This window comes from Streptomyces sp. NPDC004629 (genome assembly GCF_042873595.1).
Lineage (GTDB): Bacteria > Actinomycetota > Actinomycetes > Streptomycetales > Streptomycetaceae > Streptomyces.
The window spans coordinates 196,522-209,212 of the sequence record NZ_JBIALO010000004.1; the positions used below are offsets into that span (position 1 = coordinate 196,522).

Below are 12,691 nucleotides of genomic sequence, written 5' to 3' on the forward strand. Positions count from 1 at the left end.
AGCAGGGAGCACACATGACGACGGCGACGGAGCTGTTCCCCCGGGCACGGGACGTCCTGTCGGCACACCGCGAGGACCACGCCCCGGCCGACGAGGGCTTCCAGTGGCCGTGCCCGGAGCACGGCAACCGGGCACCGGACCGGTTCGACGTCGTCGCGGACGGCAACGACCGGACCGCCCTGCACATCGCCGAGGAGGACGGCGCCGGGGCCCGGCTGCCCTTCGCCGAGCTGTCCGACCGGGTCGCGAAGTGGCCGTGCTCGTGCGGGGCCGCCGCAGGGAACCGCGTCCCGGTCATGCTCGGCGACCAGGCCGAACTGTGGGAGGCCGCGCCGACCGCGGTGGAGCCGCGCGCCGTGGTCATCCCGGCCACCCCGCTGCTCGGTCCCGCCGACCCGCGCGACCGCGTCAAGCGCGGCCGGGCCCGGCACATGCCCGTCCGTACGGCCTGCACCGCCGACTTCGCCGACATGCCCCGCGACTGCACGCGCGCCGCGGTCGGCGGCGCCCCGGCGGGCCGGCAGCCGTACGAGGACGCGTACGCCGGGTCGGCGGACTTCACACAGGACGGGCCCACGCTCACCGGTGAACCGCTCAACCCCGAGGTCGTCGAGCAGGCCCGCCGGTCCCGGGGCGTCACCGTTCGCGACGGCTTCGGGCAGACCGAGACCGTACCCGAGCCCGACGTCCCCTGGGTCACCGCTTCTCGAACGCGGATCGCGGTGTGTGCGGGACGGCAGGCTTGACAGCAAGGAGTGGAGGAGAGCGATGCGGGTTCCGATGACGATTGCGGACTTCCTGGACCGGGCGGAGCTGGGCTTCGCCGCCAGTTCGGGTGTGATCGACGAGCCGAACCAGCCCGCGGCGCCGGTGCCGGCCTCGACGTACGGACGGCTGGGCGAACGCGTCCGGGCGTGGCGGGCGGGACTGGACGCGCTGGGTGTGGGGGAGGGCGAGCGGGTGGCGGTGGTCAGCCACAACTCGGCCCGTCTCCTGGAGCTGTTGTTCGCGGTGCCGATGAGCGGGCGGATCTGCGTACCGGTCAACTTCCGTCTGAAGGCGGAGGAGATCGAGTACGTGGTGCGGCAGAGCGGTGCCTCGGTGCTGCTGGTCGATCCCGAGGTCCGGGACACGGTGGCGGACATCAAGACAGACCACCGGTTTGTGCTGGGGGAGCAGACGGAGAGCGAGCTGATGCGGTTCGGCGTGGAGCCGCGCCCTTGGTCGGATCCGGACGAGGATGCCACCGCGACGATCAACTACACCTCCGGAACGACCGCGCGCCCCAAAGGGGTTCAGCTCACACACCGCAATATCTGGGTGAACGGGCTGACCTTCGGTCTGCACACCCGGGCGTGGGAGCGGGACGTGTATATGCACACGCTGCCGATGTTCCACTGCAACGGCTGGGGCATGCCGTTCGTGATGGCCGGGCTCGGTGTGAAGCAGGTGGTGCTGCGGAAGGTGGACGGGGCGGAGATCCTGCGGCGGGTGGATGAGCACGGTGTGACGTTGATGTGCGGTGCGCCGGCGGTGTGGAACGCGGTGCTGGACGCGGCGGCGGGCTGGGAGGGGGAGGTCCCGGGCTGGGACCGGGTGCGGATCGTGTGTGCGGGGGCGCCGCCGCCCAGCCGGATGATCCAGCGGGTGGAGGAGGAGCTGGGGTGGGAGTTCACGCAGATCTACGGGCTGACGGAGACCTCGCCGGTGCTGACGTTCAACCGGACGCGGCCGCAGGACGACGGGCTGCCGGCGCGGGAGCGGGCGCGGAAGCTGTCGCGGGCGGGGCTGCCGGCGCTGGGGGTGAGGCTGCGTGTCGCGGATTCAGGCGAGGTGCTGGCGCGGTCGAACGTGGTCCTGGACGGCTACTGGGAGAAGCCGGAGGAGACGGCGGCGGTGCTGGAGGGCGGGTGGTTCCGCACCGGGGACGGCGGGTCGATCGACGAGGCGGACGGGCATCTGACGATCTCCGACCGGAGGAAGGACGTGATCATCACCGGAGGTGAGAACGTCTCCTCGATCGAGGTGGAGGACACGATCTTCAGTCATCCCGCGGTGGCGGAGGTGGCGGTCATCGGGGTGCCAAACGCGAAGTGGGGTGAGACGATCAAGGCGTTGGTGGTGCCGGCCGAGGGCGCCGAAGTGTCCGAGGCGGAGATCATCGCGTACTGCAAGCAGCGCATGGCAGGCTACAAGGCGCCCACCTCGGTCGAGTTCCGGGACGCGATCCCGCGCACGGCGACGGGAAAGATCCAGAAGTTCAAGCTGCGCAAGCCCTACTGGACGGGCCGCGACCGGGGCGTCAACTGATTCTCGGCCGGCGACGGGCCCATCGCGGTCCGCAGATGAAGTCCTGTTCGCCGGCCAGGACGAGTGCCGGAGTGGTGATACCGGGCAGTTCGTCACGGATGTCGAACGGAGCGCCCTGCCCCCGGGTGGGGGCCGCGTACATCCGAAGTGACTGACGGGCGGGCGCGAACTCCTCCTCCCTGCCCCAGTAGTCGAAGAGATGGGCCGGCATCATCGTCTGCAACACGGCAGTGGTGCCCTCGTCGTCGAGCCGGTCGAGACGGGTGGTGAGGGCGGCGACGTAACCCGCCACCTCCGGATGGTCGTTGACGTGGTCCTTCACGAACCGTTCCATGGCGGCGACCGCCGCCGACCAGAACTGTTCGTCCGCGACCGGCGATGTGTCGTACAGGACGAGGGCGGCGAGCCGTCCGGAGTCGCCCGTGCCGACCGGTTCGACGCAGACCATGGCCAGGTGGCGTTCGAGACCGGGCATGCGCAGGTACTCCCAGCCGATGCCCGGTCCGCCCGGATGAGCGATGCGCACACGATAGGTGATCACCCGCCCCAGGACCTTCGCCGCGGACACCGATGACGCGGGCGGGCCTCAGCCGTGTGGTGGTACTCGACAGGAACGCCACGGGGCTGACCACGAGGGCACGGTCGGTCCACTGCCAGCGCAGCCACACCTCCTGGACGACGTCCTCGGCCACCACTGCACTGCCCAACACGCGATAGGCGATGCCGAAGAGACGTGGCCGGAGACCCACGAAGACGGAAACGGCCTCGCTCAGGTCGCCTTCCACGGGGGGCGCCTCTGGATGCATGATCCTTTGGCCTCCGTTTCTTTGTCACCGGTGTTTTCGCGGAGCGGACCATGTGGCCGTTTGCCGAGGACCGCCGGGGCGGCGGACCGGCGCACTGAGGGTTCTGGCCGGGTGTTGCGGTCACGCGGCCGGTCCGTCGGCTCGATGTCACACGCACGCCGATCGTTCGGTCCCCTAAAGCGAGAAGCGGGGATGTTATTACCCACCGCTTTCTGTGCACTCCCTGACACGACGAGCCAACCCCCGAACCGGTATCCGTTTCTCACGCAGGAGGTGTTTCATGGATTGGCGCGTACGGGGCCTCTGCCTACGCGAAGACCCTGATCTCTTCTTCCCGATCGGCAGCGTCAACAGTGGTCCGGTGGCGGTACAGACGGACGAAGCGAAGGCCGTCTGCCGTCATTGCCCCGTGACGGAGCAGTGCTTGGCGTGGGCCCTCGACGCGGGCCCGGTCGAGGGGATCTGGGGCGGCACGACGGAAGGGGAGCGCCGTGCCCTGCGTCGGCGCGCGGCGCGCGAGCCGGCGGCGACGGAGACCGCCGCCTGAGCGCGGCCGGCCGGCCGGTCGTCCCGGTCGCCGAACCGCGCGGCGGGTGTCACCGACGCGGGTGGGCGTTGCATCAGCATGGCCGGCGGGCCGTTATTCGACGAGCTTTCCTTCGGTGGAGACATCTGCCATGAGGGACGCGATCTCTTCCGCAACAGGCGGAATGCTCTCGTGGGTGATTCCGGTCGTCGGGGACCAGACGAGGTTGACGCGGAAGGCGGGGTCCGTGTCGGGGAAGTCGCTGCGGTTGTGACAACCGCGGGTCTCCGGGCGTTCCAGCGCCGCTTCGAGAGTGGCACGGGCCGCCAGCGCGGCCGAGTTGAGGTCGAAGGCGTGGGCCAGGTCCTGGAAGCCGGCGATGTCGGGGTGGACTCCGACGTTCTCCATGCGCTTCTCGATGGTGTCCAGTTCCGCCAGGCCGGCGCGCAGACCCTGTTCGTCACGGACGACGCCGGCGTGTTCGGTCATGGTGTTGCGGATGGCGCGCTGAAGGGCGCGGACGTTCTCCGGCCCGTCGGCGGCGAGCAGTTCGCCGACTTCGGCGCGGGCCTGGGCCACGGCGGCCGCGGACCGGGGGCTGCGCGGTCAGTGACGCGGAGTAGGCGGCGGCCTGGCCGGTGATGCGGCCGTGGACGAGGAGTTCGATGAGACTGTGGCCGCCGAGGCGGTTGGCGCCGTGCAGACCGCTGGAGGCCTCACCGATGGCGTACAGGCCGCGGACGTCGGTGCTGTGGTCCTCGGGACGGACCCAGACGCCGCCCATCGAGTAGTGCGCCGTGGGGGCCACCTCGATGGGTTCGCGGGTGATGTCGAGCATCTGCAGTTCGAGGAGCGTCTGGTAGACCCGGGGGAGCAGCTCAGCGCGCCGTGGCAGCACGCCGCGAAGCCGGCCGCGAAGAGCTGCTCGGGATTGGTTCCCCGGCCGTCACCGCCCAGTTCGGCGGGCATGCGCAGATCGAGTTCCAGGGCGCCGTCGGACGAGCGTGCCCGGCCGGAGGCCCGCCCATGGGAGGCCACACCGCCGTGGACGGTCACAGTGGTCGCGTAGATGGGCGAGAACTCGTGCCCGTCGATGACCATCCACGTCCAGTGGGAGCCCGGTGACCCCGGCACCCCACCGCACCGCCACTCCGGCCCGGCGTTCGGCTACGTCGTCAAGGGCGCGGTTCGCTTCGAACTGGAGGGCGAGCCGAGCGCGTCATCGAGGCCGGCGGCACCTTCTGGGAGCCGGGCGGCGACTCCATCCACTACCAGGACGGCAACGCCCTCTCCGACGAAAGGACCGAGTTCGTCGTCACCATGATGTGCGCCCCCGGCAAGCCCATGCTCGAACTGGTCGACGAGGAGGAACTGAAGGAACGCGCCCACCTGCGCGCCCCACGACCCACCGCCTGACCCTCGCGGTGGGGCCCCGTGCCCGTGACACGGTGGGTCCCAGTGCCCGTGACACCCCGGCGACGACGGCAGTCACGGGCGCGGGGCCCCACCTGTCGGCGGCTCCTGCCCCTGCTCCACGAAGGACGCGTCGTGCTTGCCGAAGTACGCGGCACGCTCCTCCTCCGAAGCGTGCGCCGGCTGTGCCATCTGCTCGAATGCGAGACCGGCGGGCTTTCGCCGGTGTGACGGCCGGCGACCCCGGCCGGGTGTCGTTCGACGGGTTGGTGACGGGTGAAGCGGGACACCAGCGGCGGCTCCATCAGCCAGCCGTGTGTCCGCCCGTGCGGCGGTCGAGAGGCCGCGGCGGTCTGCCGCAGCGTGCCGAAGGCGATCGACGCACCGACGGCCGGCAGGCCCGCGCACAGCGGCATGGCCGCACCGGCTGCCAGCGCCGAGTATCCGACGACGATCTGCAGGTGCAGCGACATGAGGGTCCACCGGATTCCGGGTGGGGCGGGGCCCGTCCCCGCCTGATCGAGGGGTGGGCGACCAGGCGGGGGAACGGTCCGCGTCCGGCCGGGCCGGAGCGGCTGACTCAGCCGAACATGCCGGGCTTGTAGCCGCCGGCGGGCTGCCGGTTGATGACGTTGATGCGGTTGTAGGCGTTGATGACGGCGATCAACGAGATCAGCGCGGCGAGCTGGTCCTCGTCGTAGTGCTTCGCGGCGTTCGCCCAGGCTTCGTCCGACACGCCGCCCGCGCCGTCAGCGATGCGCGTGCCCTGCTCGGTGAGCTCCAGCGCCGCACGCTCGGCGTCGGTGAAGACCGTGGCCTCGCGCCACACGGCCACCAGGTTCAGACGCTGCTGTTCCTCACCCGCGGCGACGGCGTCCTTGGTGTGCATGTCGGTGCAGAAACCGCAGCCGTTGATCTGGCTGGCGCGGATCTTCACCAACTCCTGAGTGGCGACGGGGAGGGCCCCCTGCACCGCCGCGCCGGTCGAGTTCAGGTGCTTCATGACCTTGCCGGCAAGGGCGTTGCCGAAGTAGTTGATGCGTGCATCCATGATGGATCTCCTCGGGTGCGGAACAGTTACAGCTCACTGACCGGGAGCCCCCGGGATTTGTGACATCGTGGTCATCGATGTACGTCTCGTCGGACCAGGCCCCGGTCCGGATCGGCGCTACACGGCGACCTGGAACACCGTGTGAAGACGACCTGTGTTCGCGCCCCGCCTCCGGGGCCGCCGGGCACAGCCGATAGCGTCGAACGAGTGGGTGAGGGCCGTCGGCCCGAGTCGGCGCGATCGTCCTGGGCCCGCGGACACCGGGCACCGCAAGCGCACCATCAGCGAACACAAGGTGATCACCATGGCGACCGAAAGCGTCCTGCACCCGAGTCTCATCGTCCCGACCGGGCATGTCGAGCCCGTTCCCCGCCGCATCCGGGGAATGATCGCCGGCCGTGTCGCCTTCGACACCCGCCGCGCGCTGTACGTGTGGGAGCGGCAGGCATACCCCCAGTTCAGCATCCCCGTGGAGGACCTGGTGGACGGCGTGCTCCACGACGACAAGCACACGGAGCAACTCGGTGCCGGCCCTGCGCACCGTCACACCTTGCAGGTCGGTCCGGAGGTCCGTGCGGGGGCGGCGTGGGTCTGGGGGGAGGGCGCCCCGGGGCCGCTGCGTGACACCGTGCGTTTCGAGTGGGAGGCGCTGGACTCCTGGTTCGAGGAGGACGAGCCGGTCTTCGTTCATCCCCGGAGCCCTTACTCCCGCGTGGACGCCCTGCGTTCCAGCAGCAGCGTCCGAGTCGAGTTGGACGGTGTCGTGCTGGCGGACGCCCCCCATTGCGTGAAGCTGTTCGAGACCGGCCTGCCGACGCGCTACTACCTCGACCGCACGCACATCGACTGGACCCGGTTGCGGCACTCGGACACGGTGACCCGATGCCCGTACAAGGGGACGACGAGCAGTTACTGGTCGTTCGACAGCGACACCGCCTCCCACGAGGACATCGCCTGGATGTACGACTTCCCGACCATCCACGCCCACCGCATCGCCGGGCTGACCGCGTTCTACAACGAGCGTGTCGATCTGTACGTCGACGGCTTCCTGCTGCCGAGGCCCACCGATCCCACCCGGGTGGCCGCTGACTAGTACTCCACCAGCGTGTCGCCAACTGGCCCGGTCAGAGGCTTCCTCGGGCGGGCAGCCGGCCGATGGTGCGTCAGGGGCGCTCGTCCGTGCCGTTTTCCCCGGCGCGTCACACATCGGCTCCCGGCCCGGTCTCACTGGGTGGAAAGCCTTCCCGAACCCACCACCTCTCAAGGAGCAGGCCGTGAGTGACATCGTTCTCGAACCCGCCGCGCGGGAATGCGCCGACGCGGCCGCCAAGCCGCCACTGCTGTACGAACTCGGTGTCGAGGGTGCGCGCAAGCTGCTACACCCGCACGTCGCCGACCTGGGCGGGGACGTGAACTGGCCGTGGGCGCGAAGGCGGCCCTGGTCTTCGTCGAGTACGACCGCTACCCGGCGGCTAAGTACCCCGTCGCCATCGAGCAGGCGTACGCCACCGCCCAGTGAGTCACCACCAAGGGCTCCGAAGAGGGCCTGGACGGTACCCGTCTGGTCGTCGCCGGTGACTCCGTCGGCGGCAACATGAGCGCCGCCCTCACCCACATGGCCAAGCAGCGCGGTGATGTGACCTTACGACGGCGGCTTCGCCGCAGCCCCGACCTTCGACTACGTCGCGTCCGAAGATCGCGCCTGAATCATGCTGAATCTCCGTGAGAGGCGGTCGGTATCGCCGGACGGCTTCGCTGGGACTGACGTCCGTCTGATGCCGTGGGCCGCCGACACTGTCGGCGGCCCACGGTGTTTCTCCCAGCTCCCGGCGTGGGTTCATTGCGGCCCCGAGTCTGCAGCCGTCGCCCGAGTCGGCGCGGTTACCACCAAGTGGCGGTGCAGCCGCTCTTGGCGGTGGCGTTGCCCTCGCAGAGTTTGACATCGAGCACCGCGTCCAGGTCGACGGTGACGTGGGCCGATTCACCGCGAGGAACGCCGGCCGGGGGAACGTACCGGACGCCGGCCGAGGTGCGCACCGCGAGCACGGACGAGTAGAACGGGCTGCTTGAGTTCGTCACGATCTTCGCCTTCGCGGTCCAGCCGATGTCCGACTGGTACTTGGTCACATACGCGGTTGCCCCGGCCCGCGCGGTGGTGACGGCCTTGTTGCCCGTATACACCACGGGGAACAGCGCGTTGGTGGTCAGGAACGGACTCTTGGCGACGTTTGCCTCGGGGTGGTTGGCCAGCCAGGTCCCGGCCGGCGGATCGGTGCTGAAGTAATCGTCGTTGTTGCAGTCCACGTCGTCCGCGAAGCCCTTGGGGCACAGCTCCTGGAGCGGATACGTGCCGGGCTTGTCGTCCTCGTCGTAGCACATGATGTCCGGGTCGTCCCAGCAGTGGCCGCCAGGTGTGCCATGGGGTGCGTTCGGGCTGACGGCGCCCAGCGTGTGCAGGAGTTCGTGTCCGGCCGCGTTCCAGGACCAGCAGCCCGAGCCGGCCATGGCGTACGAGGGGCCGGAGTTGAGCGTTCCCTCGCCTGCCAGGCCGCAGAAGGCGGCCGTCTGCACAAAGGCCAGGTACTTGCGGTCGGTCCTGCTGTACCCAGTCGATTTCAGGTCCTGCATCACGGCGTCGAAGTCCATGATGTTGGTGGTGGACGAGAGGGTCACGTCGGCGACGTCGATCGTGCAGTCTGCGTTACGGACGTACCGGACCGCGAGGGCTCCGCCCGTCTTCAACGCCGACTGGTTGATGCTGCCGCTTATCCGGTTGGCCATCTTCCTTATTTCGGGCGCCATTTCGGCGTAGCGGTCGGCACCTGCGGGCGAACGCACGTAGAGGGCCTGGACTCTCTTCGTGCCCGAGTCGTCTTCCGGACAGGCGGCGGCCTGCGGAGCTGTCTTGGCGGCGGCGACGGAGGTCGGGACGATGGCGCCGGTCAGCGCCAGCGCCGCGCCCAACAGCACCGACAGTAATCTCGTTCTCTTCATGCGGTTCCCTCTGTGAGCCGTGGTGCGTCGTGGAGTGATGAGCCCGCGTGTGGGGCGCGTCCCACGGTGTCGATGCGACCATGAGGGAACCTTGGGAAAGCCTTGAACCATGGGCGGCTCAAAGGCCGAACACTTGCTCAATGCCGCGCAGCCGTTGCGTCCCGCAGAGATCAGGCGGTGAAGCGGCGGACGTAGCGCTTCTGCCAGGGGGTTTCGACGGCTCGGTGGTCGTAGTGCCGGCGTACGAAGTCCACCGCCTGGCCGGCCGGAACTCCGTCCAGGACGGCGAGACAGGCCAGGGCCGTGCCGGTGCGGCCTCGGCCACCGCCGCAGGCGATCTCGACGCGTTCGACCTCGGCACGAGCCCATGCCTCGCCAAGGACGGCTTGGGCCTGGGTGTGGCTGCTGGGCAGCCAGAAGTCGGGCCAGCGCAGCCACCTGACTTCCCAGGGTGCCTCGGGAGGCTGTTTGCCGAGCAGATAGACGGCGTAGGCAGGTGTCGGACCAGCCGGAACCGGTCGGCGAAGCCCGCGGCCACGAACCAGACGCCCGGAGGGAAGCCGCAGCACACCGGGGTCAGTGGCGTTCCACGTTTCGGTCACCCGATCACTGTAGATACGGCATAAGAAATACGACATAAGCTGTCGGGTTTTGGGTCGAGCATGGGTGTCACCGGTTGGCGTCGACGACGGACGTGGACCAGGCCGTACAGACAGAAAAGGACGTTCATGGGATTGCTGCCCGACACATCGACACCGGACCTGCACGGAAAGATCGCGCTGGTCGCAGGGGCCACACGGGGCGCCGGGCGCGGCATCGCCGTCCAACTCGGCGCGGCGGGTGCGACGGTCTACGTCACTGGCCGCACGACTCCGGAACGACGCTCGGAGTATGACCGGCCCGAGACGATCGAGGAGACCGCGGAACTCGTCACCGCCGCGGGCGGAACCGGCATCGCGGTGCCGACCGACCACCTGGTGCCCGAGCAGGTACGTGCGCTGGCCGAGCGCATCGACGCCGAACAGGGGCGGCTCGACCTGCTGGTCAACAATGTCTGGGGCGGCGAGCGGCTGTTCGAGTTCGAGAAGCCCGTGTGGGAGCACGACCTCGACAACGGACTGCGGCTGCTCCGGCTCGGTGTGGAGACCCACGCGATCAGCAGTCACTTCCTGCTTCCCCTGCTGGTGCGGCGACCCGGCGGTCTCGTGGTCGAGATGACCGACGGCACGGCCACGTACAACGCAACGAACTATCGCAACTCGTACTTCTACGATCTGGTCAAGAACAGCGTGCTGCGCATGGCGTTCGTGCTCGCACACGAGCTGAAGCCGCACGGCGGAACGGCGGTGGCGCTCACCCCGGGCTGGCTGCGTTCGGAGATGATGCTCGACACATTCGGCGTCGCCGAGGAGAACTGGCGCGACGCGCTGACCACGGTGCCGCACTTCTGCATCTCGGAGAGCCCGGCGTACGTCGGACGCGCGGTCGCGGCACTGGCGGGCGACGCCGACGTCGCCCGCTGGAACGGAAAGTCCCTGTCCAGTGGGCAACTCGCACAGGAATACGACTTCACCGACCTCGACGGCTCGCGCCCGGACTGCTGGCGCTACCTGGTCGAGGTCGACGACGGCGGCAAGCCGGCGGACGCGACCGGGTATCGGTGACTTCACCTGTCGGTGTGTGGGGATGCCGCGGGTAGCTCCACGGTGATGCGGAGCCCGCCGGCGGGGCGCGGGGTGAGCGTGAGGGTGCCGTCATGTGCGTGGGTGATGGTTTTGACGATGGCCAGGCCGAGGCCGACGCCCGCGTGGTCGGTGTGGATGCGCTCGGTGCCGCGCTGGAAGGGTTCGGTGAGTGTCGAGGCCAGATCGGGGGTGACCTGCTCGCCGGTGTTTTCGACGGTGAGCACCACCGTCTCGGGGCGGACGCCGGTATGGACCCACACGGCGCCCTGTGCGGGCAGGTTGTGGACGATCGCGTTGTGCACGAGGTTCATGGTCAGTTGCAGCAGGAGCGCCTGCGATCCGCTCGTGGGGGTGATGTCGCCGCTGGTCTCGATGGCCACACCGTGCTTTTCCGCGAGGGGCAGGAGTGTTTCGGTGGCTTCTTCCGCCATGAGGGACAGGTCGACGGGTTGCCGGGTGAAGGACCGCCGGTCGGCGCGGCTGAGCAGGAGCAGTGCCTCGGTGAGGTCGATCGCTCGGGTGTTGACGACGTGGAGGCGGTCGATGACCTCGCCGGTGTCGTGGTCCGGGTCGGTGCGGGCCAGGTCGATGAGTGTCTTCGAGACGGCCAGTGGGGTGCGCAGCTCATGTGAGGCGTTGGCCGCGAATCGCTGCTGTTCGGCGACGTGCGCTTCGAGTTGCGCGAGCATCATGTCGAAGGCGTCGGCGAGTTCGCGGAACTCGTCCTGGCGGCCCGGTAGCCAGATGCGGTGGGAGAGCGATCCGCTCGCGGCCGTGCGGGTGGCTTGGGTGATTCGGTCCAGGGGGGCGAGCATGCGTCCGGCGAGGATCCATCCTCCCAGAAGGCCGAACACCAGGAGGAACACCATTACTGCGGCTGCCGTTGGGGCGAAACCGCGCACGAAGAGGGTGCCCGGAGTCACTCGCACGGCCCCCGACTCGTTGGTTTGCAACCACCCCTGTCGCAGGAGGAACACTCCCACGGCGACGAGCAGCAGGGCACCCGCGAGCATGAGGAATCCGGCGTAGCTGAGGGTGAGTTTGAGGCGGACGCTCAACCCGGGTGCTCTATCCACACTCGCCTCCCTCGTGCCCGGCCGCTGGTGGCGCGTCGATGCGGTAGCCGACGCCCGGCACGGTGGCGATGATCCATGGCTCGCCGAGCCGCTTGCGCAGCGCCGAGACGGTGATGCGTACGGCGTTGGTGAACGGGTCGGCGTTCTCGTCCCACGCGCGTTCCAGGAGTTCTTCGGCGCTGACGACACCGCCTTCGGCGGCGACGAGGACTTCGAGCACGGCGAACTGCTTCCTGGTCAGTGCGACGTAGCGGCCGTCCCGGTAGACCTCTCTGCGGAACGGGTCAAGGCGCAGACCCGCGATCTCTCGTACGGGGGGCCTGCTGTGGGCGCGTCTGCGGTCGAGCGCTCTGAGCCTGAGCGCGAGTTCTTGGAGTTCGAAAGGTTTCGTGAGGTAGTCGTCGGCACCGAGTTCGAACCCGGATGCCTTGTCGTCGAGACGGTCGGCCGCGGTGAGCATGAGGATCGGCATGCCGCTGCCGGAGGCGACGATGCGTTGGGCGATCTCGTCACCGGACGGTCCGGGGATGTCGCGGTCGAGGACGGCGATGTCGTAGGTGTTGACGCTGAGCAGTTCCAGAGCGGTGTCACCGTCACCTGCGATGTCGGCCGCGATCGCCTCCAGGCGCAGGCCGTCGCGGATGGCTTCCGCCAGATATGGCTCGTCCTCGACGATCAGCACACGCATGCCAGCAAGGCTACGAGCCGGCGCATATCGTCGGCGTATCGAAAACCGCATACGTGCCGGTAACACGGCGTCGCCTTGACTGGCGGCATGCATCGAACTTGGCCGCCTCGGCCTCCTCGCCCTCCGCGGCCGACGGTGTCGA

10 protein-coding genes and 6 pseudogenes are annotated in these 12,691 nt (G+C 69.0%); 7 read left to right on the forward strand and 9 right to left on the reverse strand.

Going from position 1 to position 12,691, the window contains the following annotated elements; genetic code table 11:
- Window positions 1–14 precede the first annotated feature (14 nt).
- Window positions 15–596, forward strand: a pseudogene (locus ACFYTE_RS07950) (AMP-dependent synthetase); the annotation flags it as partial.
- A gap of 172 nt (window positions 597–768) precedes the next feature.
- Window positions 769–2,310: an AMP-binding protein gene (locus ACFYTE_RS07955; protein WP_388706373.1), complete on the forward strand. Its 1,542-nt coding sequence runs from the start codon at window positions 769–771 to the stop codon at window positions 2,308–2,310.
- Here ACFYTE_RS07955 and ACFYTE_RS07960 read toward each other — a convergent pair.
- Together ACFYTE_RS07960 and ACFYTE_RS07965 are read right to left on the reverse strand one after the other, a co-directional pair.
- Window positions 2,303–2,851: a hypothetical protein gene (locus ACFYTE_RS07960; RefSeq protein WP_388706376.1), complete on the reverse strand. Its 549-nt coding sequence runs from the start codon at window positions 2,849–2,851 to the stop codon at window positions 2,303–2,305. The two genes, ACFYTE_RS07955 and ACFYTE_RS07960, sit on opposite strands and share 8 nt — an antisense overlap.
- Window positions 2,852–2,897: 46 nt before the next feature.
- Window positions 2,898–3,116, reverse strand: a pseudogene (locus ACFYTE_RS07965) (sigma factor); the annotation flags it as partial.
- A 280-nt stretch (window positions 3,117–3,396) separates the two neighbouring features.
- Between ACFYTE_RS07965 and ACFYTE_RS07970 the strand changes: the two are divergent.
- Window positions 3,397–3,663 carry a WhiB family transcriptional regulator gene (locus tag ACFYTE_RS07970; RefSeq protein WP_388706378.1) on the forward strand — a complete coding sequence of 89 codons (267 nt, stop codon included), beginning with the start codon at window positions 3,397–3,399 and terminating at the stop codon, window positions 3,661–3,663.
- 93 nt (window positions 3,664–3,756) lie between these two features.
- Here the strand turns inward: ACFYTE_RS07970 and ACFYTE_RS07975 are convergent.
- Window positions 3,757–4,516: pseudogene (locus tag ACFYTE_RS07975) on the reverse strand (FAD-binding protein); the annotation flags it as partial.
- A gap of 2 nt (window positions 4,517–4,518) precedes the next feature.
- Window positions 4,519–4,743, reverse strand: a pseudogene (locus ACFYTE_RS07980) (peroxiredoxin); the annotation flags it as partial.
- Between ACFYTE_RS07980 and ACFYTE_RS07985 the strand changes: the two are divergent.
- Window positions 4,733–5,058, forward strand: a pseudogene (locus tag ACFYTE_RS07985) (cupin domain-containing protein); the annotation flags it as partial. The pseudogenes ACFYTE_RS07980 and ACFYTE_RS07985 overlap by 11 nt on opposite strands.
- A gap of 577 nt (window positions 5,059–5,635) precedes the next feature.
- Here ACFYTE_RS07985 and ACFYTE_RS07990 read toward each other — a convergent pair.
- Entirely contained in the window at window positions 5,636–6,106 is a 471-nt protein-coding gene (locus tag ACFYTE_RS07990) for a carboxymuconolactone decarboxylase family protein (protein WP_388706381.1), read from the reverse strand.
- Window positions 6,107–6,410: 304 nt separating this feature from the next.
- Here ACFYTE_RS07990 and ACFYTE_RS07995 point away from each other — a divergent pair, with 304 nt between their 5' ends.
- Together ACFYTE_RS07995 and ACFYTE_RS08000 are read left to right on the forward strand one after the other, a co-directional pair.
- Window positions 6,411–7,199, forward strand: coding sequence for a DUF427 domain-containing protein (locus tag ACFYTE_RS07995; protein ID WP_388706383.1), 789 nt, complete (start codon window positions 6,411–6,413; stop codon window positions 7,197–7,199).
- Between the two features lie 181 nt (window positions 7,200–7,380).
- Window positions 7,381–7,748 (forward strand): annotated as a pseudogene (locus ACFYTE_RS08000) (alpha/beta hydrolase fold domain-containing protein); the annotation flags it as partial.
- A gap of 239 nt (window positions 7,749–7,987) precedes the next feature.
- Here ACFYTE_RS08000 and ACFYTE_RS08005 read toward each other — a convergent pair.
- Together ACFYTE_RS08005 and ACFYTE_RS08010 are read right to left on the reverse strand one after the other, a co-directional pair.
- Window positions 7,988–9,100: a hypothetical protein gene (locus tag ACFYTE_RS08005; protein WP_388706386.1), complete on the reverse strand. Its 1,113-nt coding sequence runs from the start codon at window positions 9,098–9,100 to the stop codon at window positions 7,988–7,990.
- Between the two features lie 170 nt (window positions 9,101–9,270).
- Complete coding sequence (locus ACFYTE_RS08010) at window positions 9,271–9,702, reverse strand: protein phosphatase (protein WP_388706389.1); 432 nt, start codon at window positions 9,700–9,702, stop codon at window positions 9,271–9,273.
- Window positions 9,703–9,828: 126 nt separating this feature from the next.
- On the opposite strand from ACFYTE_RS08010, the gene ACFYTE_RS08015 reads away from it, so the two are divergent.
- Window positions 9,829–10,764 carry an SDR family oxidoreductase gene (locus ACFYTE_RS08015; protein ID WP_388706391.1) on the forward strand — a complete coding sequence of 312 codons (936 nt, stop codon included), beginning with the start codon at window positions 9,829–9,831 and terminating at the stop codon, window positions 10,762–10,764.
- Between the two features lie 2 nt (window positions 10,765–10,766).
- On the opposite strand, the gene ACFYTE_RS08020 is transcribed toward ACFYTE_RS08015, so the two are convergent.
- Both ACFYTE_RS08020 and ACFYTE_RS08025 read right to left on the reverse strand, forming a co-directional pair.
- Window positions 10,767–11,861 carry a sensor histidine kinase gene (locus tag ACFYTE_RS08020; RefSeq protein ID WP_388706393.1) on the reverse strand — a complete coding sequence of 365 codons (1,095 nt, stop codon included), beginning with the start codon at window positions 11,859–11,861 and terminating at the stop codon, window positions 10,767–10,769.
- A complete protein-coding gene (locus tag ACFYTE_RS08025; protein ID WP_388706395.1) occupies window positions 11,854–12,549 on the reverse strand; it encodes a response regulator transcription factor in 696 nt (231 codons plus the stop codon). The genes ACFYTE_RS08020 and ACFYTE_RS08025 overlap by 8 nt, the downstream gene beginning before the upstream one ends.
- Between the last annotated feature and the right edge of the window lie 142 nt (window positions 12,550–12,691).

Bases quoted from the DNA above. Each gene is read 5' to 3' on its own strand.
- ACFYTE_RS07955 (WP_388706373.1), top strand. From the start codon at position 769: ATGCGGGTTCCGATGACGATTGCGGACTTCCTGGACCGGGCGGAGCTG.
- ACFYTE_RS07990 (WP_388706381.1), bottom strand. From the start codon at position 6,106: ATGGATGCACGCATCAACTACTTCGGCAACGCCCTTGCCGGCAAGGTC.
- ACFYTE_RS08025 (WP_388706395.1), bottom strand. From the start codon at position 12,549: ATGCGTGTGCTGATCGTCGAGGACGAGCCATATCTGGCGGAAGCCATC.
- ACFYTE_RS07970 (WP_388706378.1), top strand. From the start codon at position 3,397: ATGGATTGGCGCGTACGGGGCCTCTGCCTACGCGAAGACCCTGATCTC.
- ACFYTE_RS08015 (WP_388706391.1), top strand. From the start codon at position 9,829: ATGGGATTGCTGCCCGACACATCGACACCGGACCTGCACGGAAAGATC.
- ACFYTE_RS08005 (WP_388706386.1), bottom strand. From the start codon at position 9,100: ATGAAGAGAACGAGATTACTGTCGGTGCTGTTGGGCGCGGCGCTGGCG.
- ACFYTE_RS07995 (WP_388706383.1), top strand. From the start codon at position 6,411: ATGGCGACCGAAAGCGTCCTGCACCCGAGTCTCATCGTCCCGACCGGG.